Origin of the sequence: Nocardioides lentus (assembly GCF_039529515.1) — a bacterium.
Classification (GTDB): Bacteria; Actinomycetota; Actinomycetes; order Propionibacteriales; family Nocardioidaceae; genus Nocardioides; species Nocardioides lentus.
In genome coordinates this window covers 241885-261057 of record NZ_BAAAMY010000004.1, presented here as the reverse complement: position 1 = coordinate 261057, position 19173 = coordinate 241885, and the positions used below count along the sequence as shown (strand labels likewise).

The following is a 19173-nucleotide window of genomic DNA, read 5'->3' as shown; positions in this document are numbered from 1 at the left end:
GGGCGTCATCCTCCCCCACGCCGGGCGGGCTCAGGCGGGAGGTCGCGCCGCGTCGATCCAGAACCGCAGGGTGCCGGCGCGGACGTCCTCGAGGACCCCGCCGTTGCGCTCGATCGTGCGGCGGGACCCGACGTTGTCCTCGGCGCAGGTCACGAGCACCCGCGCGATCCCGAGCCGCACGCAGAGCGGGAGCGTCCGCGCCAGGGCGGCGGTGGCGTGGCCCTCGCGGCGCCGTGACGGGCGGACGGCGTAGCCGACGTGACCGCCCTGCTCGAGCAGGAAGGGGGTCAGGCGGTGTCGGATGCCGACGAACCCGACGACCTCGTCGCCCTCGACCATCCAGCGGTACGACGCGTGCACGCGGTCCGCGGGCGGCTCCCAGGCGTGGTCGGCCTCCCGCAGCCGCTCGGCGAGGTAGGCGTCGAACGCCGGACGTGCGGTGTCCATCGGCCCGTGATGGCCCGAGCCGTCCATGTGGACCGCGCCGAAGTCGACGACGCAGGCCGCCCACGCGTCGTACAGCGCGGGCGTGGGCGGCACGAGGTCGATCACGGGAGCGGTCGCCGGGTCGCGTCAGCCGGCGCGTTGCTCGACGGGGACGCCGCGCTCGCCGCGGTCGGTGAGCCGGGCCTCCTCGCGGGCCTTCTCCTCCAGCTCGACGCGGCGGCTCTCCTCGGCGTCCATGTGGGCCTCGCCGCTCGGGTCCGAGACCAGGTCGGCGGCGCCGCGGTCGAGCTTGGCCAGCGCGTTGCGGGCGAAGATCTGCTGCTCGGTGGACGTCCGCTCGGAGCGACCGCGACCCAGGAACGACACGAACCAGTGGAGGACCGCCGTCACCCGGTTCTTGAAGCCCGTGATGTAGACGAGGTGCACGGCCAGCCACATCAGCCAGGCGATGACGCCGGTGAGACGCAGCTTGCCGACCATCGCGACCGCCCGGAAGCGGCTGATGATGGCCATGGACCCCTTGTCGAAGTAGTGGAACGGCTCCTGCGGGGGCTTGTCGGCGAGGCGGTGGTCGATCTCCTTCGCGGCGTACTTCGCGCCCTGGATCGCGACCTGGGCGACGCCCGGGAGGTTGTCGAGGCTGATCATGTCGCCGACCACGAACACCTCGGGGTGGCCCGGCAGCGTGAGGTCGGAGTTCACGCGGATCCGCCCGGCGCGGTCCAGCGGGGCACCGGTCTGCTCCGACAGGGTGCGGCCGAGCGGGTTGGCCTGCACGCCGGCCGCCCACATCTTGGTGACGGCCTCGATGCGCTCCGTGCGGCCGTTGCGGTACTTGACCTCGAGCCCGCGCTCGTCGACGCCGGTCACCATCGCGCCGAGCATCACCTCGACGCCGAGCTTCTCCAGCTCCTTCTTGCTGCTGGCGCCGAGCCGCTCGCCGAACGGCGGCAGCACCTGGTCGGCGGCGTCCGCGAGGATCACGCGGGCGTGGCGGGTGTTGATGTAGTGGAAGTCCCGCTTGAGGGTGCGGTGGGCCAGCTCGGCGATCTGCCCGGCCATCTCCACGCCGGTGGGGCCGGCGCCGACGACCACGAAGGTCAGCAGGTGGTCGATGTCCTCGCCGCGCTGGGCACCGAGCTCGGCGAGCTCGAAGGCGCCGAAGATGCGGCCGCGCAGCTCGAGGGCGTCGTCGATGCTCTTCATGCCGGGGGCGAACTCGGCGAAGTGGTCGTTGCCGAAGTAGGACTGCGAGGCGCCCGCGGCGACGAGCAGCGTGTCGTACTCCGTCACGGTCTGGCGCCGCAGCACGTGGGAGAACACGAGGCGGTTCTCGAGGTCGATCTCGGTGACCTCGCCCAGGAGCACCCGGGCGTTCTTCTGGCCCGACAGGATCTCGCGCGTCGGCGGGGCGATCTCGCCCTCGGACAGGATCCCGGTCGCGACCTGGTAGAGCAGCGGCTGGAAGAGGTGGTGGGTCGTCTTGGCCACCATCGTGACGTCGACGTCGCTGCGCTTGAGCGCCTTGGCGCCGAACAGGCCGCCGAAGCCCGACCCGATGATCACCACGCGGTGCCGTGCGTCGGCACCGCTCGTCGTCGAACCACTCATCGCTCTGCCTCCTCGATCACGGGTCCGCACGATGGGGGCCCCTGTCGTCCATTGTCGTCCCGACCGGCGCTGGGCACGAATCCCACCGGGGGGTGAATCGAGGTCGGCGACGTGGTTTTGGCCACTCCGACCTGGGGTAGGTGTCGCGCGGGGTCCCGACGGCGCAGTCGCGGACCCGGTCGGCACCGGGGAGGAGGGGCGGTCGCATGAGCGACACCGGGCGGCCCGTCGAGGACGTCCTCGTCCTCGACCCCGTGCCGCGCTCCGTGCAGGTGGCGCGCCGCTGGGTCGCCGGCGCGTGCCGCGCCCACGACCGCGAGGACCTCGTCGAGTCCGCGGAGTCCGGCGTCTCCGAGCTGGTCACCAACGCGCTGCTCCACGCCCCCGGCCCGATCAGCGTGCGGGTCCGCGGCACCGCCGACCACCCACGGGTGGAGGTCCTGGACACCTCGCCCGAGCCGCCCCGTCCCCTGCTCGGCCCGCGCGGTCGCCGGGCCACCGGACCGGCGCCCGGCGCCGGTGTCCTCGACGACACGGACCACGAGAGCGACGCCGCCGACACCGCCGACACCGTCGACGCCGTCGACGCCGCGCTCGCCGCCCTGTCCACGGTGGGCCGTGGCCTGCGGATCGTGGCGGCCGCGTCCGTCGCCTGGGGCACCGAGACCCGGCCGGACGGCAAGGTCGTCTGGTTCGTGCCCGCGGCCCCGCCGTACGCCGAGGCCGACGACGAGCGGCTCGGGGGCCGTCTGACGTCGACGGGCGCCAGCCGGGTCGAGCCGGGGCGCGCGGAGCGGGAGGCGGAGGTGCACCTGCGCGAGGTACCCGCCGGGCTGCTCGCCCACTTCCGTCGCCACCACCGCGAGCTGCAGCGGGAGCTGCGGCTGCTCGCGCTGGCGCACGGCCGCCACTACCCACGCGCCGAGCAGCTCTCCGCGCTCTTCGACGACCTCGAGAGCACGCTGGGCCGCGCCCTCGACGACGCCGGCGCCGCCGGCCAGGGCCGCGACGTGCCGGGGGGTCCCTCGGGGACCCGCGACCTGGTCGTGCGCGTCGCGGCGTCCGCGGGAGGTCGGGCCCACGACATGGTGCGGCTGCTCGAGGCCGCCGACGAGTTCAGCGAGGCGGCCCGCCTGCTCGTCGTCGCGCGCGGCGAGGAGCAGCGCTCGTTCGGCCGCTGGCTGCTGGGAGAGGTCGGGCGCCAGGTCGCCGGCGGGCCCGCGACGCCGTGGCCGGGGCGCGCCCGGCCGGGGCGGCAGTGACCTCCCCGGCCGCGGCGTCGGTCCCGGGACGACAATCGACGTCGTGAGCCGTCCGTCCCCCTCGCCCGCCGCGCCGCTGGCCGCCCTGGCGGCGGCCGTCGCGCTCGGCGGGGCGCTGGGCGCGGTGGGCCGCTGGGCGGCGGTGGCCCTCACGCCCGGCGAGACCGGCTTCCCGTGGACCACCTTCACGATCAACGTCACGGGCTCGTTCGCGCTCGCCCTCGTGCCGGCGGCCCTCGTCGCCGTCACCTCGCGTCGACGGCACGCGCTGGCGGCGGCGTTCCTCGGCCCCGGCGTGATGGGGGGCTGGACCACCCTCTCGGCGTACGCCGAGCAGACCCGGTCGCTGCTCGAGCGGGGCCACCCCGTCACGGCCGGGGTCTACGTGGCGGGCACCCTCGCGGCCTGCCTCGCCGCGGTGGCGCTGGGCGACCGTCTCGCGCGGGCGGGGGCACCGGCGGGGGCACGGGGCCGACCGGAGCACGACGCGTGACGCCGCTGCTCGTCGCGCTGGGTGCGGCGGTGGGCGCCCCGGCCCGGTTCCTGCTGGGACGCCGTCTGGACGGGCGCCTGCCCTGGGGGATCCTCGTCGCCAACGTCCTCGGCTCGGCGCTGCTGGGCGTGCTCACGGCGCTGTCGCTCTCCGGGGCGTGGCTCGCCCTGCTCGGCACCGGCTTCTGCGGCGCGTTCACGACGTACTCGTCGCTCGCGGTCGGCGCCCACGACGCCGGTCCGCGCCGCGGCACGGCGTACGTGCTCCTGACGCTGGGCCTGGCCCTCCCGGCGTGCGCCCTGGGGTTCGTCGCGGCCGCCGCGTGGGGGCCTCAGGCGTAGCCGAGCTCGTGGAGGCGGTCGTCGTCGATGCCGAAGTGGTGGGCGATCTCGTGGACCACGGTGATCCGCACCTGCTCGACGAGCTCCGCCTCGTCGGCGCACATCTCGAGCAACGGACGGCGGTAGACGAAGATCCGGTCCGGCAGCACCGCGCCGTACGCCGTGTCGCGCTCGGTGAGCGCGACGCCGTCGTAGAGGCCGAGCAGGCCGGGCTCGTCGGCGGGCGGCTCGTCCTCGACCAGCACGACCACGTTGTCGAGCTGGGAGGTCAGCTCGACGGGGATCTCGTCGAGGGCCGCGGTGACCAGGAGCTCGAAGGGCTCGCGGTCCATGTCGACTGCCATGGGGCCATTGAACAGGCGACGCGAAGGACCCCCGGACGCACGTCAGCCCCGGTCCTGGTGGACCGGGGCTGAGCGTATGTTCTGGCGACCTCGACGGGACTCGAACCCGCGACCTCCGCCGTGACAGGGCGGCGCGCTAACCAACTGCGCCACGAGGCCAGGTGTGTGGCTTCGCAGAACCGGCCCCACTCGGTGAGGCCGGGAGAAACACTAACCCACCGCAGGCGGCGAGTCCCAATCAGCACCCCCAACGGGATTCGAACCCGTGCTACCGCCGTGAAAGGGCGGGGTCCTAGGCCGCTAGACGATGGGGGCCGGCGACGGCCGCCAGCATAGGACTACCCGCCCGCCAGGAACGGCCCGAGGGCGGCCAGCAGCTGGTCCGGGCACTCCTCCTGGAGGCTGTGCCGCCCGTCGAGCGCCTGCCCCGCGACCTCGACGCCGGGCGCGACCTTCTCCTGCCACGTGGCCAGCACGTCGTACGTCGAGCCGACGAGGCCGTGGGCGCCCCACAGCGCCATCAGGGGCACGCCGATCCCGGTGTCCGCGTCCGCGCGGTCGTGGTCGAGGTCGGTGGTCGCCGCGGCGCGGTAGTCCTCGCAGATCGCGTGCACCATCGCCGGGTCGGCGTAGCAGCGCAGGTAGTCCTCGAGCAGCCGCGGGTCCTGGGCGGCGGGCTCGACGACCTGGCTCGCGAGGTGGGGCAGCAGGAACGCCCCCGGGGAGGCGAGGATCATCCGCTCCGGCACCGGCGCGGGCTGGACCAGGAAGAACCAGTGGTAGTAGCCGGTCGCGAACGCCTGGTCGGTCCGCTCGTACATCGTGAGCGTGGGCGCGATGTCGATCACCGCGAGCCGGGTCAGCACGTCGGGGTGGTCGAGGGCGAGGCGGTGCCCGACCCGCCCGCCGCGGTCGTGGCCGACCATGGCGAACCGGTCGTGGCCCAGCGTCGCCATCAGCGCGACGAGGTCGGCGGCCATGGTGCGCTTGGTGTAGGCCGCGTGCGGCTCGGCCTCCCCGGTCGGGGCGGGCTTGCCCGAGTCGCCGTAGCCCCGCAGGTCGGGCAGGACCACCGTGAAGTCCTCGGCGAGCCGGGGAGCGACGAGGTGCCAGGTGAGGTGGTTCTGCGGGTGGCCGTGCTGCAGGAGCAGCGGCGGGCCGCTGCCGCCCACCGCCACCCGCAGCGTCGTGCCGCCCCGGTCGTGGGTGACGTCGACGTCGTGGGTCTCGAAGCCGGGCAGCAGGTCGTCGCGGCCGGGTGCCGGCCGCACGGACGGAGTGGTCTCGCTCACACCCGACCGTAACCCGCCCGCCGCCGCGGAGCGCAGGGTCGCGAGGGTCGGGCCCGACGCGCGCACCTCGTAGGTTGGTGGCGTGCGCGTCGACCCCGTCTCCACCCAGGCCCCTCCCCTGCCCCGGCCGGTGGTGATGAGCCAGGACTGGCGGGACCTGACGTTCGTCCACTGGGCCGTCGACCCGTCGACGGTGGAGCGGTTCATGCCGCCCGGGGTCCGTCCCGACGTCCACGACGGCGCGTCGTACGTCGGGCTGGTGCCGTTCCGGATGGTCGACGCCGGGTTCGCGGACGGACCCGCGGTGCCGTTCTTCGGCACCTTCCTGGAGACCAACGTGCGGCTCTACTCCGTCGGCCCCGACGGACGGCGCGGCGTGGTCTTCCTCAGCCTGGACACCGACCGCGCGGCCGTCGTGGCCGGCGCCCGCGCCGCGCTGAACCTCCCCTACCGCTGGGCGGCGATGACCCACCGCGCCGACACGGTGGCCGGCGCCGTGGAGCACACCTACGCCGCCCGGCTCCGGCGGCCCGCGGGCGGCCCGGGAGCGGTCCCGGCCCGGGCGTCCTCGCGGGTCGTCGTCCGGGTGGGCGAGCGGCGCGAGGCGACGCCGCTCGACGAGTTCCTCACCGCGCGCTGGGGCCTGCACACCCGTGCCTGGGGGGCGTCCCTCTACGTCCCCAACGAGCACCCGGCCTGGGCGCTGCACGACGCCGAGGTGGTCCGGCTCGACGACGAGCTGGTCGCCTCGGTGGGGCTGCCGGGCCTCGTGGACCGCGCGCCGGACCGCGTCGCGTTCAGCCCGGGCGTCCACACCCGCTTCGGTCGCCCGAGCCGGAGCCCGCGCACCCGACCCGCCTGAGCCGCATGTATCCTCGTCCCCGGTCCGCCTCGCGCGGGTCGGATGGGCAGGTAGCTCAGTTGGTACGAGCGTCCGCCTGAAAAGTGGAAGGTCGGCGGTTCGACCCCGCCCCTGCCCACCCACACCACGAGGGCCCGCACCGCACCGGTGCGGGCCCTCGTGCGTCCGGCGACCGGCACGCGCCGGCCCGTCGGGGTCAGGGGACGAAGAAGTGCTGGTAGTCCGCGAACCCGTCGCCCCACTCCCAGCCGATCCGGCGGAAGGCCCGCACGACGACGTCGTCGTCCACCACGACCCCGCGGTCGGCGACGGCCCCGGCGGAGCGGTCCACGTCGGCGTACTCCCGACCGGCGGGCGGCAGGACGCCGCCCGGCGTGACGTAGGGGTTCTGCACCGGGTTGAGGTCGATCGCGCGGCCGTAGGCGTGGTCGGACAGGCTGTCGGTGCCCGCGACGGCACGGCAGTTGTAGGCGGAGCTGTTGTTGGCGGCCATCGAGGCGTCGTCGTCGCCGTCGTAGGCGTCGACGAGGCGCATCCGGGCGATCGGCCACCGGGCGCGGTAGAGGTCGCGGAACACCGACACCACGCCCTGCGCCTCGGAGGCGGCGACGACGAGCTCGCCGGTGCGGACCTCCCCCGCGAAGTCGACGTGGCGCACCTTGAGGTAGCGCAGGTCGTCGAGGGTCACGGGGCAGCGGGCCGCGTCGAAGCTGGCGGTCATCCGGCTCCGGACGAACGGGCCGATCTCCCGCACCTCCGCCGCGTACGCCGGGAGCGCGGGGTCGGGCGACTCCGGCGACGGCGCCGGCTGCCCCGACGGCTCCCGCTCCTCCGACGGCTCGGGCTCGGCCGCGGGGCCGACGGGCTCGCCGCCGATGGATCCGGGGGCCGGCTCGAGGTCGGCGCAGCCGCGACGGTCGGCCTGGCGACGGGCGGCGGCCGCCCGGTCGTCGCCGGTGCGGGGCTCCGCCACCCCGCCGTACAGCGGGGTCCGGGCGGGCAGCCAGTCCTCGTCGGCGACCTCGCCGCCGGTGACCCTCAGACGCAGCACACCGCTGTCCGGACGGCGCCCGTGGTACCAGGCGTAGTTGCCGAGCCCGTAGTGGACGTAGGCGTTGCCGAGCATCCCGGACCCCATCACCTCGTGGGTGTGGGAACCGACGATCACGTCGACGCCGGCGTCGGCCAGGCGACCGGCCAGGCGCTGCTGCCCGACCGTCGGGCAGACCTCGCTCTCGTCGCCCCAGTGGAGGTAGACGACGACGAGGTCGTCGCGGTCGACGGCGGCGCGCACGGCCGTGAGCAGGTTCTTGGGGGGAGTGAAGCGCGCCGAGGCCAGCCCCGGGCCCCCCTCACCCACCGACCAGATCGGGTCGGCGCTCTCGCGCAGCGACGCGTCGGCGGCGATGACGGACACGTCGGTGTCGCCGACGCTCGTCCGGTACGGCGCGAAGGCCTCCGCCCGGTCGCGCCCGACCCCGATCACGGAGACCGGGGTGTCGGGGTCCTCCTTGATCGCGATCGTGTCGCGCAGGCCGTCGAGCCCGTAGTCGGCGCCGTGGTTGTTGGCGACCGAGACGGCGTCCACACCGGAGCGCGCGAGGACGCCGAGGGCCGACGGCGGGCTGCGGAACCAGTAGCGGTTGCCCGGGTCCTCGAGCTCCTTGTCGGTGGGCGAGCCCGCGCGGGTCAGGGCGCCCTCGAGGTTGACGACGGCGACGTCGGCGTCGCGCAGGGCGGCGGCGGTGCGGCCCAGCGTCGCGTCGGGGTCACCCGGGAGACCCGCGAGACCCGCCTCGAAGTGGATGTCGCCCGCAAAGGCGAGCGTGACCACGGTGGGCTCCTGCCCCGCGGCCGCCGCCTCGGTCTCCGCCGCGGCGTCGTCCTCCGGCTCCGGGGAGATCGGGGCCGAGCAGGCGGCCAGCAGCAGCGAACCCAGCAGGGCGGGCAGCAGCGCCGACCGTCGCCGGCTGCGCTCCCCCGAGACCCTCACGCGACCCAGCGTGCCGGAGCCCGCCAAGCCCGCGGCCTCGCGGGCGGAGGGGGCGGCGACGTCACCGGTCTAGTCCGAGGTGACAACCGTTCACCGACGGCACGAGGATCACGGCCGGCGCACCCTCCGGAGCGTCACCCCGCCCCGAAGGAGCACCGCCGTGCGCATCGTCCCCCTCCTCGCCTCCGCCGCCGCCGCCACCGCGCTCGTCGTCGCCGGCCTCGCCGCCCCCGCCGCGGCCGCCACCCAGACCCGCACCGACGCGGCCGGCGACGCCGGCGAGCCCTTCGGCCCGGCGTCCGAGGGCGTCCTCGCGTCCGCCGACATCCGCACCCTGAAGGGCGTCCACGGCGCCGACACCCTCACCTTCACGTTCACCGTGGCGGACCTGATCGCCCCCGACTTCTTCACCGACGTCGACGCCTCGGTGCGGATGCGGACGCCCGGCGGGACCGACTACCGGGCCGCCTTCAGCGTCTTCCAGAACCAGAAGTTCCTCTCCCTCTCGAAGGCGGGCGGCACCACCGACGTCGACTGCGACGGCCTGGTGGGGCGCGTGCTGCCCGCCAAGGACCAGCTCGTCGTCGTGGTCCCCCGCAGCTGCGTCCGGAACCCCCGCACGGTGCTGTTCGGCGGGGTCACGTCGACGGCCTCCGGCATCGGCGCGGACGCCAGCGTCGCCGTGGACGACGCCCGCCGCAACGGCGGCGACGACCTCGAGGAGATCAGGCTCGGCACCCGCCCGCTCGCGCGCGGCTGACACCGACGTCCGGGCCCGCACCGCCACCCGGTGCGGGCCCCCGCCGGCGTCGGTGCGCCCGCAGGGGCCGACAGCGGCGCCGGAGCGGTCTAGCCCAGGGGTGACACGTGTCCACCGAGGGGCTGGGATCACCCTCGGCGCTCCCTCCGGAGCGTCCTCCCCACGTCCCGAAGGACCACCATCGTGCGCCTCGTCCCCTTGCTCGCCACCGCCGCCGCGTCCGCCGTCCTCGTCGGCGGGCTCGCAGCCCCGGCGAGTGCCGCCACCCAGAACCGCACCGACCAGGCCGGGGACGCCACGACCTTCCCCAGCGACTTCTCCACCGCCCAGGACAGCGCCGACATCCGCACGCTCCGCGGGGTCCACGGCGACGGCGCGCTGGTGTTCACCTTCACCGTCGCCGACCTGATTGCGCCCGGCATCGACAACTCGGTCAACGCCACCGTGCGCATCCAGACCCCGAACGAGCGCGACTACCTCGCCAACCTCAACTTCGGCGAGGGCCAGAAGTCGCTCAGCCTCGTCAGCAACGAGCAGCAGGTCGCCTGCGACGGCCTCACCGGCCGCGCGGTGGCGGCGCAGGACCGACTGGTGATCTCGGTCCCGCGCTCGTGCGTCCGCAACCCCCGCGAGGTGGTCTTCGGCGGCCAGACCTCGATGTTCGTGACCTTCGGCACCGGTGGCGGACAGGCCAGCGACGACGCGCGCCGCAACCGCGAGCTCGGCGAGATCAAGCTCGGCACCGTCGCGCTGAAGAACAACTGACCTCGCCCGATCGAGCTCGGCACCACCGCGCTCGTCACCAGCCGACAGCGCGGACAGGGGCCGCACCGACCTCCGGTGCGGCCCCCGTCGCGCGCCCGGAGGGATCGCGCCGACCGCGGTCTAGACCGAGGTGACACGTGTGCACCGGGCGGTCAGGATGCGCTCGTGCCCCTCCTGGGGCGCACCGTCCCCCCCCCCCGGACCCGGATCCCTCGGGCCACCACCGCCCAGGAGCCCCCGTGCCCGTCCGTCGTGCCCTCGTCGCCCTCGTCACCGCCACCGCCACCGCCGTCGTCGCCACGGCCGCCACCCTGGGCGCCACCGTCGCGCCGGCCCAGGCGGAGGTCGAGACGGTCCGTGACAGCGCCCGGGACGCCGAGACCCGGCTCCTGATCGGCGAGGTGCCTGCCCGGGTGGCGGCCGGCGCCGACATCCGAGCCCTGCGAGCCGAGCACGGCGGCGGTCGCCTCTCCTTCGCCGTCCGCGTCGCGGACCTCTACCGCGGCGCGACCCGGACCGTCGTCGACGCCGAGATCATGCTCCCGAACGAGCGGGAGTACGTCGCGCGCCTCGAGGTCGCGGAGGGCACCAGGACCGTCACGCTGCTCGACGCCCGTCGCTTCGAGCCCGTCCCCTGCGACGGGTTGACCGGCCGCGTCGCCGGCGCCGACGACCGGTACCTGCTCTCCTTCCCCCGCGCCTGCGTCTTCAACCCCCGCGAGGTCCGCTACGGGGCCAAGGTCACCGTGACCGAGGTCGGCCCGGAGGGCTCCGAGGTCGCCGAGATCGCCGACGACGCGCGCCTCGACGGCCGCGTCGACGAGCTCGGGGCAGCGAAGGGCGCCGACCCGCTGGTCAACAACTGACCGTCCCGCACCCGTCCCACCCGGGCGTCCGCGACCGCGGACCCCACCCGTCGTACGACGACCGTCGACGACCCCACCGGCCGACCCCCGACACGGTCCGCCCCCGCCTGAGGAGAGCCCCGTGCGCTTCCGTCCCGCCCTCACCACCCTCGCGGCCACCGCCGCCCTGCTCGCCACCGCCGCCGGCCCGGCCCAGGCCGAGACCCAGGTCCGCGCCGACCCCGGCGGCGACGTCGCCTTCACCAACCCCTCGGCGTCTCCGGGCCCCCTGGCCGACACCGTCGACATCCTCGCCCTGCAGGGCGCCCACCGGACCAACGCCCTCGTCTTCCGCTTCACCGTCGCCGACCTCGCCGCGTCGCAGAGGTTCGACGCACTGACCGCCGAGGTCCGCATCCGCACCCTCGGCGGGCGGGAGTACGCCGCGGTGATGACGGCCGAGTCCGGTCGGCCCCAGGTCTTCCTCAACGACGGCACCACGGGTGGCGTCGACTGCGACGGCCTCGCCGGCCGGATCGTGCTCGACCGCGACCAGCTCGTCGTGACCGTGCCCCGCTCGTGCGTGCGCAACCCCCGCAGCGTCCGCTTCGGCGGCGCCACGAGCTCGTTCGGCGACGACGGCGGCGGCCAGACCGACGTCCACGACGACGCCCGCCGCGACGGCGGCAGCGGCGGGGTCCCGATCAGGCTCGGCACCCGCGAGCTGCGCCGCGCCTGACCCGCGGCTCCGCCCGCCGTCCCGCGCGCCGTCCCGCTCGCCGCCGCCCGGCGCCGTGACCGGTTCCGCGACCGGTTCCGCCGAACGCGTGACAGATCGTTGCATCACCCACATGCTGTCCCCCGGAGCCCGGCTCGCGGACGGACACCGGCACCACCCCGATCCCACCCCGATCCCTCCTCGACACCCTGGAGCACCCCATGCGCATCCCGTCCCGACTCCTCGCCGGCCTCACCGCGGTGGCCGCGGCGACCACCCTCGGCCTGACCGGCGGCGCCGCCCACGCCGAGACCCAGGTCCGCGACGACCAGGCCGGCGACACCGTCGCCCCGTCCATCACCCGGGTCTCGCCGCAGTCGAGCGCCGACATCGTCCGCCTGACCGGCAACCACGGTCCCGACCGGCTGAAGTTCACCTTCGACCTGGTCGACCTGACCCCCGGCGAGCTCGTCAACGTCAGCGCCCGCTTCCTCTCCCCCGGGGGCCGCGACCACTACCTCACGCTGACCCGCAACAACCAGGGCAAGATCATCTCCCTGGTGCGCAACGACGGCGACCGGGGCGAGCTCCCGTGCGCGGGCGCGGCCGGCAGCGTGCTCAACGCGAAGGACCGGGTCATCGTCTCGGTGCCGCGCAGCTGCATCGGCAACCCGCGCAGCGTCCGGTTCGGCGGCGGGGTCTTCGCCACCACCCAGTTCACCGCCCGGGGCATCATCCCCACCTCTGCGGTCGACGACGCCCGCCGCGACGGCTCGGTCGGCCAGGAGATCCGGCTCGGCACCCGCGAGCTCGACCGCGGCTGACCCTCCGCGGCCCCGACGGCGGGCGCACCCTCACCCGAGGGTGCGCCCGCCGTTCACGTGGAGGACGGCGCCGTTGACGAAGGCCGCGGCGGGGGACGCCAGGTGCACCACGGCAGCCGCCACCTCCGCAGGGGTGCCGTGGCGTCCCAGCGGCACGTCGGCGACGTACGCCGCGACGTCGGCCGGGTCGCTGTCGACGTGACGCTCCACCGGCACCCAGCCCGGCGCGACCGTGTTGACGGTGATCCCGTGCCGGCCCAGGTCGCGCGCCGAGGCCCGCGCGAGCCCGAGCTGCGCGCTCTTCGCCGCGACGTACGCCGCGGTGCCCGGCGGCACCGACGCGGCGACCTCCGAGCCCACGTGCACGATGCGCCCGGAGCCGCGGGCGACCATGCCCGGCACGACGGCCTCCATCAGCAGCACGGGGCTGCGCACGAAGTAGTCGAGCATCGGCTCGACCTGGGCCCAGGTGAGGGTCTCGGCGGGCGAGGGCGGCTGCGGGCCGGTGGCGTTGACGACGAGGATCTCCACGGGGCCCAGGGCCGCCTGCGTGCCGGCGACGAGGTCCCGCACGCCGTCCGGGTCGGTCACGTCCGCGGCCAGGGCGACGGCGCGGCCGCCGGCGCCGACGATGCGCGCGACCACGGTCTCCGCGGCCTCGTGGCCCGTGCGGTAGCCGAGGGCCACCGGGTGGCCGGCCCCTGCGAGGGCCACGGCGATCTCGGCCCCCAGGCCCCGGGAGGCACCCGTCACCAGGGCCACGCCGGGGGCCGCCATCAGCGACCCCGGAAGTCGCCGTCGCGGCGCTCGGCCAGCGCGTCGAGCGCCTCGCGGTGGTCCTCGGTGTGGTGCGCCGCGGCCTGCAGGGCCGCGGAGAGCTGCAGGACGCCGCGCAGGTCGGTGCTCTGCGCCGTGCGCAGCAGCCGCTTCGCCATGCGTACGGCGTGGGGCGGGTTCACCGCGACCCGCGCGGCGAGGTCGTGGGCCAGGGGCAGGAGCTCGTCGGCGGGCACGACGCGCGACACCAGGCCCCAGTCGAGGGCGGTCGCCGCGTCGACACGGTCACCGGTCAGGGTCATCTCGGCCGCGCGCGCGGGGCCCACGGCCTGGGTGAGCAGCCACGCCCCGCCGTCGCCCGGGATCATCCCGAGCTTGACGAAGCTCTCGGCGAAGAAGGCGTCCTGGGAGGCGACCCGCAGGTCGCACATGAGAGCGAGGTCGCACCCGGCGCCCACCGCGGGGCCGTTGACCGCGGCGACGAACGGCACCTCGCAGTCGACGAGGGCCTCCGGGATCCGCTGGATGCCGTGGCGGTAGCCGTCGCGCAGCTCCGCGGGTCCGCCGCCGAACATGCCGCGTCGCTCGCGGATCGCGGTGACGTCGCCCCCGGCGGAGAACGCCGGGCCCGCACCGGTCAGGACGACGCAGCGCACCCCCGGGTCGCGTCCGATCCGCCCGAGGTGGTCGACGAAGGCGTCGACCACCTCGGGGGACGAGATCGGGTTGCGCCGCTCCGGCAGGTCGAGGGTCCACGTCTCGACGTGGCCCTCGCGCTCGACGCGCAGCCCGGCGGAGCTCACGTGCCCGGTGCTCAGTTGGTGCTGTCCTCGAGGTTGCTGCCGAACTCCTCGCTGCAGCGGTCGATCTCGGCCTGGTCGTTGCCGGCGCTGTCGACGCACTCCTGCAGGTTCTGGAAGGAGTCGGAGTTGAGGAACGCCGCGCCGAGGGCGATCAGGACGCCGGCGATGATCAGGCCGAGCAGGCCCGTCACGATGCCGCCGATCGCGAGGCCGCGCCCGCCGGCCGTGCCCTTCTTGGCCTTGCTGGAGGCGATGAAGCCCAGCGCCAGGGCGATGAGGCCGAACAGGATGCCGCCGATGACGGTGAAGGAGCTCAGCAGCGCCAGGATACCGAGGACGAGGGCCGCGATGGCCAGGCCCTTGCCGGGCTTGGCGCCACCGTGGTGACCGGGCTGGTGACCCGGCTGGTTGTAGGACCCCTGCTGGCCGTAGCCGGGCTGGTCGGGACGGTTCTCCCCGGGGGGCGGTCCGTACTGGCTCATGGGTGACTCCTGTGGTGGTCGTGGTGCGTGGTGTCGTCCCGCGCATCCTTGCGCATAGGTGCCCCCGCCGTCGGCAGACGACGCGCGTGTGACCCCGGCCACTCTCGGTCGTTGATCCCTGCAGCAGGCAATCGTTCGTGCCGCGCGGTCCGAACCGTGCACGTCGGACGGAGCAGGACGAGCAGGGATGAGGGGCACGGTGACCGAGCAGCTGGTCGAGCGGGGGTGGCGGGCGGAGACCCGCGACTTCCTGCGGTGGCACCGCGAGACGCGCGCCGCGGCGCTCGCCGACGACCTCGTCGCCACCATCGAGCGCGACCACCTGGCCTACCGGCGGGCCGGCGTGGTCTCCCACGCGAGCCTGCGGCAGTCGTGCCGGACCAACGTCGCCGCCGTCCTGGACCTCATGGTCGCCTCCGTCGAGCACGGGGCCCCCGACCCCGGGGAGCCGGCGTACGACCCGGCGCGGGCCACCGGCGCCGTCCGGGCCCGCGAGGGCCTGCCGCTCGACCACGTCCTCCGCTCGTTCCGGATCGGCGGTCGCCTGATCTGGGACGACCTCGTCCGGTCGGGCGCGGACCGGCTGTCGGGCTCGGGGCTGCGCGAGGTCGGCTCGCTGCTGTGGGAGGTCGTCGACGAGACCTCGGCGCAGATGGCGGCGGCGTACCACGGCCACGAGCGCTCCCGGGTGCGCACCGACGAGCAGCGCCGCGCCGCGCTGTGGGAGGACCTGGTGGGCGGGCGCGCTCGCGACCCGGGGTTCGCGCTCGAGGCGTCCGGCCTCCTCGACCTGCCGCCGTTCGCCGAGGTGCTGGTCGTGCTGGCCGACGGCGTCGAGCCCCGCACCTTCGAGTCGGCGCTCGCCCCGCACGCCACCGCGGCCACCTGGCGCGGCGACCTGCTGCTGGGCGTGGTGGCGCTGCGCGAGGACCGCCCCGAGGCGGCGTACGACGCGCTGCGGGCCCTCGCCGGCGTCGACCGGCCCGGCGGGGGCCGGACCGGCGGGGGCCGGACCGGCGGGGGCCGGACCGGCGGGGGCCGGACCGGCGGGGGCCGGGCCCGGGTCGTCTCGTCCGGGGTCGTCGACGGCCTGGGCGAGGTCGGGCTGGGCTACCAGCAGGCGCGCGCCGCGCTGCGCTCCGCGCCGGCGGCCCCCGCCTTCGTCCCGTACGACGCGGCGCTGCCGGAGGTGCTGCTGCTCAGCGTCCCCGACGTCGCCGAGCGACTCGTGGACCGCTGGATCACGCCGCTGCGCGACCTCGGCGACGAGGGGACCGTCCTCCTGGAGACCCTCGCCGCCTGGGTCACCGCCGGCGGCTCGGCGAGCCGCGCCGCGCCGCTCGTGCCGTGCCACCGCAACACCGTGCTCAACCGGCTCCGGCGGGTCACGCAGGTGACGGGGCTGGCCCTCGACGACGACGCACCGCCCCTCGACCTCGACCTGGCGCTGCGCGCCGCCGTGCTCGCCCGCCGTCACGACTGAGACCGATGTGCACAGTGCACAACCGTGCCGACGGATCCTGGCTCCGTGGTCATGGTCCCGGCCTGTGACCACTGCCACAGTCGTGACAGGCCGGCGTCCTCTCTCGGGACCCCCTCCGATCCCGGCCCCTCTGGAGCGCTTGATGACCACCGACGCCCACCCCCACGACCAGCAGCTGAGCTCGCTCGACGAGGCCGACGACCCCTCCGGCCTGCGCCGCCGCACCTTCCTCGGGTGGGTCGTCGCCGGCGCGACGCTGACCGTCGCCGCCGACCTGAGGCTCGCGCCTCGGGCGGAGGCCGTGGTGCCCTCCGGGCCCCAGGTCGCGGACCTCTACGACCTCGAGGACGCGCAGACGGACTCCGCGCTCCCGACGTCGCAGCTGATCACCATCACCATCAACACCGACGGCACCGCGTCGTTCGAGATGCCCCGCACCGAGGTCGGCCAGGGCATCATCACCTCGACCGCCATGATCATCGCCGAGGAGCTCGACCTCCCGGTGGACAAGGTCAAGGTGACCATGGCGCCGGCCCGCCAGGAGCTCGCGTTCAACCAGCTCACGGCCGGCTCCAACACCACCTTCTCGACCTACACGCCCTTCCGCGTCGCCGCCGCCATCGCCCGCAAGCAGCTCGTCGAGGCCGCCGCGATCCTCTTCGGCACGCAGGCGGACCGCCTCATCACCACCGGCGGCGTCGTGCGCGACACCCTCGGCAACCAGGCGACGTACGGCGACCTCGCCATCGACGCGGCCAAGCAGGTCGTCGAGGCCGTCGAGGTGGTGCTGCGCGGTGAGGAGAAGTTCCGCGTCATCGGCAAGCCCCAGAGCCGCCTCGACGCGCGCGACGCCGTCACCGGCAAGAAGAAGTTCACCACCGACCTCAAGATCCCCAACGCCCTGCCGACGATGGTCTGCCGGCCCCCGACGCACCTCGGCAAGCCGCGCAAGCTCACCAACCCCGACGCGATCGAGAAGATGCCGGGCGTCACCCACGTGGCGCAGATCCCCACGGGCATCGCCGTGCGCGCCCGGACCTTCGGGCAGTGCATCGACGCCGTGCGGGCCATGAAGGTGCAGTGGACCCCCGGTGACGCCGCCAACGAGTCCGACGACACCATCCTCGCCGAGCTGCGGGCCGCCGAGCTGCCGATGGTCGTGCCGCAGGTGCCGGGCCTGGCCACGACGGTCGAGACCGACTGCGTGTTCGCCTTCAAGTCCAGCGCCGCGCTGGAGCCGTACGCCGCGATCGCCGACGTCCGGGACGGGTCCGCCGAGATCTGGGCGGGCATCAAGTCGCCGATCTTCGCCCAGAACCAGGTCGCCGCGATCTGCGGCATCCCGCCGACCTCGGTCAAGGTCAACGTCATCACCGGTGGCGGGTCCTTCGGCCACAAGCTGTTCGCCGACCACATCAAGGAGGCCACCGAGGCCTCGAAGGCGATGGGCGTGCCGGTCAAGCTGATGTGGCACCGCGCCGACGAGCCCCGTCAGGGCCGGCTGCACCCGATGGCCACCTCCCGGGTCCGGGCGACCGTCCTCGCGGGCGAGGTGCTCTCCTTCGAGCAGCGCCACACCAGCGTGCTGACCGACTTCGAGCACGGCTTCGGCGAGATCCTGAGCAACGTCGCCGACGAGCTGCCCACGCAGCTGGGCAACTACACGCTCTCGCAGAGCGTCTTCGCGCTGACCCAGCAGATGCCGTACAACTTCGGCGTCCTGGACCAGCTGATGAACGAGACCGTGGCCAAGGGCGACCTCGTCGACGAGCGGTTCTCCACCGGCAGCATGCGCAACATCTACTCGCCCGACGTGTGCACGGCCGCCGAGCTCACCGTGGACAAGCTCGCGAAGGTCGCGAAGATGGACCCGGTCGCCTTCCGTCTCAAGCACCTGAAGGACGAGCGGGTCAAGGACGCGCTGCGCCTGGTCGCCGACAAGGGCAACTTCGGCCGCTCCATGCCGTCCGGCACCGCGCAGGGCGTCGCGATCCACAAGGAGTACAAGGGCTGCACCGCGGTCCTCGTCGAGATCGACAACCGCCCCGCCACCCGCAACCGCGACCTCGGGCCGGAGACGATCACCGGTCCCCGCGTCACGAAGGTGGTGCTCGCGGTCGACGTGGGCCTGTGCATCAACCCGCGCGGCCTGGAGGCCCAGATGCAGGGCGGGATCATGGACGGCATCGCGCTGACCCTGACCAGCAGCTGCCACCTCGAGAACGGCCGGTTCCAGGAGGCCAGCTGGGACAACTACTTCTACACCCGCCAGTGGAACGTCCCGTTCGACGTGGAGGTCCACATCCTCTCCCCCGAGGGCATCGACAGCCCGGGCGGCGGCGGCGAGGCCGCGGTCGGCAGCACCGCCGCGGCGGTGGCCTGCGCCTACGCGCGGGCGACCGGTCAGGTGCCGACGGTCTTCCCGATCCAGCACACCAAGCCGCTGGCCTTCAAGCCCAAGACGTTCATCCCCTCCGTGCCGCAGTCGCCGACCAACGGCCTGCGTCGGACCTACTGAGGAGCCCGGACATGCCCAAGCAGACCTTCGTCCTCAACGGCCGGACCGTCACCGTCAACGTCAACGACGACGTCCGCGTCCTGTGGGTCCTCCGCGACCTCCTCGGCGTCACCGGCCCGAAGTACGGGTGCGGCATCAACGTGTGCAAGGCGTGCACGAGCCACATCAACGGCAAGGCGTTCAACCCGTGCTCGGTGAGGGTCGGCGACCTCAAGCCCAAGGACCGGATCACCACCATCGAGGGCCTCGCCGACACCGCCCCCGGTGACCTCCACCCGATGCAGCAGGCCTGGATCGACCTGGACGTCGCCCAGTGCGGCTACTGCCAGCCGGGCCAGATCATGGCCGCCGTGGCGCTCGTCAAGAAGGTGCGACGGGAGGGGCGCGACATCCGCGACTCCGACCTCGACCGCATCCGCAACATCTGCCGCTGCGGCACCTACGTCCGTATCCGCGAGGCGATCGAGAAGGGCGCCCGCGCCATGCGCTGACGTCCTCCCCCCACCGCCCCCACGTCGTACGGGGGACGAGGGCCGCACCGGTCGCCCGGTGC

The 19173-nt window shown here is 74.5% G+C and carries 20 protein-coding genes and 3 tRNA genes; 13 read left to right on the top strand and 10 right to left on the bottom strand.

Annotation, left to right across the window (positions count from 1 at the left end; translation table 11 throughout):
- Positions 1-30: 30 nt before the first annotated feature.
- Positions 31-552, bottom strand: coding sequence for a GNAT family N-acetyltransferase (locus ABD158_RS08035; RefSeq protein WP_344005916.1), 522 nt, complete (start codon positions 550-552; stop codon positions 31-33).
- 21 nt (positions 553-573) lie between these two features.
- Positions 574-2058, bottom strand: a complete 1485-nt coding sequence (locus tag ABD158_RS08030) for an NAD(P)/FAD-dependent oxidoreductase (protein ID WP_344005914.1) — start codon at positions 2056-2058, stop codon at positions 574-576.
- Positions 2059-2264: 206 nt separating this feature from the next.
- Between ABD158_RS08030 and ABD158_RS08025 the strand changes: the two genes are divergently transcribed.
- Genes ABD158_RS08025 through ABD158_RS08015 form a run of 3 tightly spaced genes read left to right on the top strand, consistent with a single transcriptional unit; the run spans position 2265 to position 4154 of the window.
- Entirely contained in the window at positions 2265-3320 is a 1056-nt protein-coding gene (locus ABD158_RS08025; protein WP_344005912.1) for an ATP-binding protein, read from the top strand.
- 43 nt (positions 3321-3363) lie between these two features.
- The gene (locus ABD158_RS08020; protein ID WP_344005910.1) at positions 3364-3813 is read left to right on the top strand and encodes a fluoride efflux transporter FluC; all 450 of its coding nucleotides are present in this window, start codon (positions 3364-3366) and stop codon (positions 3811-3813) included.
- Positions 3810-4154 (top strand): fluoride efflux transporter FluC, encoded by a 345-nt coding sequence (locus tag ABD158_RS08015; protein WP_344005908.1) that lies wholly within the window; start codon positions 3810-3812, stop codon positions 4152-4154. The genes ABD158_RS08020 and ABD158_RS08015 overlap by 4 nt, the downstream gene beginning before the upstream one ends.
- Here ABD158_RS08015 and ABD158_RS08010 read toward each other — a convergent pair.
- The 4 genes from ABD158_RS08010 to ABD158_RS07995 form a co-directional block, all read right to left on the bottom strand.
- A complete protein-coding gene (locus ABD158_RS08010) occupies positions 4145-4498 on the bottom strand; it encodes a metallopeptidase family protein (RefSeq protein ID WP_344005906.1) in 354 nt (117 codons plus the stop codon). The genes ABD158_RS08015 and ABD158_RS08010 overlap by 10 nt on opposite strands.
- Before the next feature lie 82 nt (positions 4499-4580).
- Positions 4581-4657, bottom strand: a tRNA-Asp gene (locus ABD158_RS08005).
- A gap of 83 nt (positions 4658-4740) precedes the next feature.
- Positions 4741-4813, bottom strand: a tRNA-Glu gene (locus ABD158_RS08000).
- Between the two features lie 23 nt (positions 4814-4836).
- A complete protein-coding gene (locus ABD158_RS07995; RefSeq protein WP_344005904.1) occupies positions 4837-5790 on the bottom strand; it encodes an alpha/beta hydrolase in 954 nt (317 codons plus the stop codon).
- A gap of 82 nt (positions 5791-5872) precedes the next feature.
- Here ABD158_RS07995 and ABD158_RS07990 point away from each other — a divergent pair, with 82 nt between their 5' ends.
- Positions 5873-6652 (top strand): YqjF family protein, encoded by a 780-nt coding sequence (locus tag ABD158_RS07990; RefSeq protein WP_344005902.1) that lies wholly within the window; start codon positions 5873-5875, stop codon positions 6650-6652.
- A gap of 44 nt (positions 6653-6696) precedes the next feature.
- Positions 6697-6770 (top strand) — tRNA-Phe (locus tag ABD158_RS07985).
- Positions 6771-6848: 78 nt separating this feature from the next.
- Here the strand turns inward: ABD158_RS07985 and ABD158_RS07980 are convergent.
- Positions 6849-8645, bottom strand: coding sequence for a CapA family protein (locus ABD158_RS07980; protein WP_344005900.1), 1797 nt, complete (start codon positions 8643-8645; stop codon positions 6849-6851).
- Between the two features lie 160 nt (positions 8646-8805).
- Between ABD158_RS07980 and ABD158_RS07975 the strand changes: the two genes are divergently transcribed.
- From ABD158_RS07975 to ABD158_RS07955, 5 genes are all read left to right on the top strand, one after another.
- A complete protein-coding gene (locus ABD158_RS07975) occupies positions 8806-9405 on the top strand; it encodes a hypothetical protein (RefSeq protein ID WP_344005898.1) in 600 nt (199 codons plus the stop codon).
- Positions 9406-9588: 183 nt separating this feature from the next.
- The gene (locus tag ABD158_RS07970) at positions 9589-10170 is read left to right on the top strand and encodes a hypothetical protein (RefSeq protein ID WP_344005896.1); all 582 of its coding nucleotides are present in this window, start codon (positions 9589-9591) and stop codon (positions 10168-10170) included.
- Positions 10171-10409: 239 nt separating this feature from the next.
- On the top strand, positions 10410-11036 hold the full coding sequence (locus ABD158_RS07965; RefSeq protein WP_344005894.1) for a hypothetical protein: 627 nt from the start codon (positions 10410-10412) through the stop codon (positions 11034-11036).
- 121 nt (positions 11037-11157) lie between these two features.
- Entirely contained in the window at positions 11158-11754 is a 597-nt protein-coding gene (locus tag ABD158_RS07960) for a hypothetical protein (protein ID WP_344005892.1), read from the top strand.
- Positions 11755-11954: 200 nt separating this feature from the next.
- Positions 11955-12557: a hypothetical protein gene (locus tag ABD158_RS07955; protein WP_344005890.1), complete on the top strand. Its 603-nt coding sequence runs from the start codon at positions 11955-11957 to the stop codon at positions 12555-12557.
- A 30-nt stretch (positions 12558-12587) separates the two neighbouring features.
- On the opposite strand, the gene ABD158_RS07950 is transcribed toward ABD158_RS07955, so the two are convergent.
- Genes ABD158_RS07950 through ABD158_RS07940 form a run of 3 tightly spaced genes read right to left on the bottom strand, consistent with a single transcriptional unit; the run spans position 12588 to position 14619 of the window.
- The gene (locus ABD158_RS07950; protein WP_344005888.1) at positions 12588-13334 is read right to left on the bottom strand and encodes an SDR family NAD(P)-dependent oxidoreductase; all 747 of its coding nucleotides are present in this window, start codon (positions 13332-13334) and stop codon (positions 12588-12590) included.
- Complete coding sequence (locus ABD158_RS07945; RefSeq protein ID WP_344005886.1) at positions 13334-14137, bottom strand: crotonase/enoyl-CoA hydratase family protein; 804 nt, start codon at positions 14135-14137, stop codon at positions 13334-13336. The genes ABD158_RS07950 and ABD158_RS07945 overlap by 1 nt, the downstream gene beginning before the upstream one ends.
- An 11-nt stretch (positions 14138-14148) precedes the next feature.
- On the bottom strand, positions 14149-14619 hold the full coding sequence (locus tag ABD158_RS07940; protein ID WP_344005884.1) for a DUF4190 domain-containing protein: 471 nt from the start codon (positions 14617-14619) through the stop codon (positions 14149-14151).
- 199 nt (positions 14620-14818) lie between these two features.
- Between ABD158_RS07940 and ABD158_RS07935 the strand changes: the two genes are divergently transcribed.
- The 3 genes from ABD158_RS07935 (at position 14819) to ABD158_RS07925 (ending at position 19111) form a co-directional block, all read left to right on the top strand.
- A complete protein-coding gene (locus ABD158_RS07935; RefSeq protein WP_344005882.1) occupies positions 14819-16102 on the top strand; it encodes a PucR family transcriptional regulator in 1284 nt (427 codons plus the stop codon).
- A gap of 142 nt (positions 16103-16244) precedes the next feature.
- Complete coding sequence (locus ABD158_RS07930) at positions 16245-18620, top strand: molybdopterin cofactor-binding domain-containing protein (RefSeq protein ID WP_344005881.1); 2376 nt, start codon at positions 16245-16247, stop codon at positions 18618-18620.
- Positions 18621-18631: 11 nt separating this feature from the next.
- Entirely contained in the window at positions 18632-19111 is a 480-nt protein-coding gene (locus ABD158_RS07925) for a (2Fe-2S)-binding protein (protein ID WP_344005879.1), read from the top strand.
- The last annotated feature ends 62 nt before the right edge of the window (positions 19112-19173 follow it).

Excerpts from the sequence above, each read along its gene's own strand:
- ABD158_RS07940 (WP_344005884.1), bottom strand. The coding sequence starts at position 14,619 with ATGAGCCAGTACGGACCGCCCCCCGGGGAGAACCGTCCCGACCAGCCC.
- ABD158_RS08010 (WP_344005906.1), bottom strand. The coding sequence starts at position 4,498 with ATGGCAGTCGACATGGACCGCGAGCCCTTCGAGCTCCTGGTCACCGCG.
- ABD158_RS07930 (WP_344005881.1), top strand. The coding sequence starts at position 16,245 with ATGACCACCGACGCCCACCCCCACGACCAGCAGCTGAGCTCGCTCGAC.
- ABD158_RS07955 (WP_344005890.1), top strand. The coding sequence starts at position 11,955 with ATGCGCATCCCGTCCCGACTCCTCGCCGGCCTCACCGCGGTGGCCGCG.
- ABD158_RS07950 (WP_344005888.1), bottom strand. The coding sequence starts at position 13,334 with ATGGCGGCCCCCGGCGTGGCCCTGGTGACGGGTGCCTCCCGGGGCCTG.
- ABD158_RS07925 (WP_344005879.1), top strand. The coding sequence starts at position 18,632 with ATGCCCAAGCAGACCTTCGTCCTCAACGGCCGGACCGTCACCGTCAAC.
- ABD158_RS08030 (WP_344005914.1), bottom strand. The coding sequence starts at position 2,058 with ATGAGTGGTTCGACGACGAGCGGTGCCGACGCACGGCACCGCGTGGTG.
- ABD158_RS08025 (WP_344005912.1), top strand. The coding sequence starts at position 2,265 with ATGAGCGACACCGGGCGGCCCGTCGAGGACGTCCTCGTCCTCGACCCC.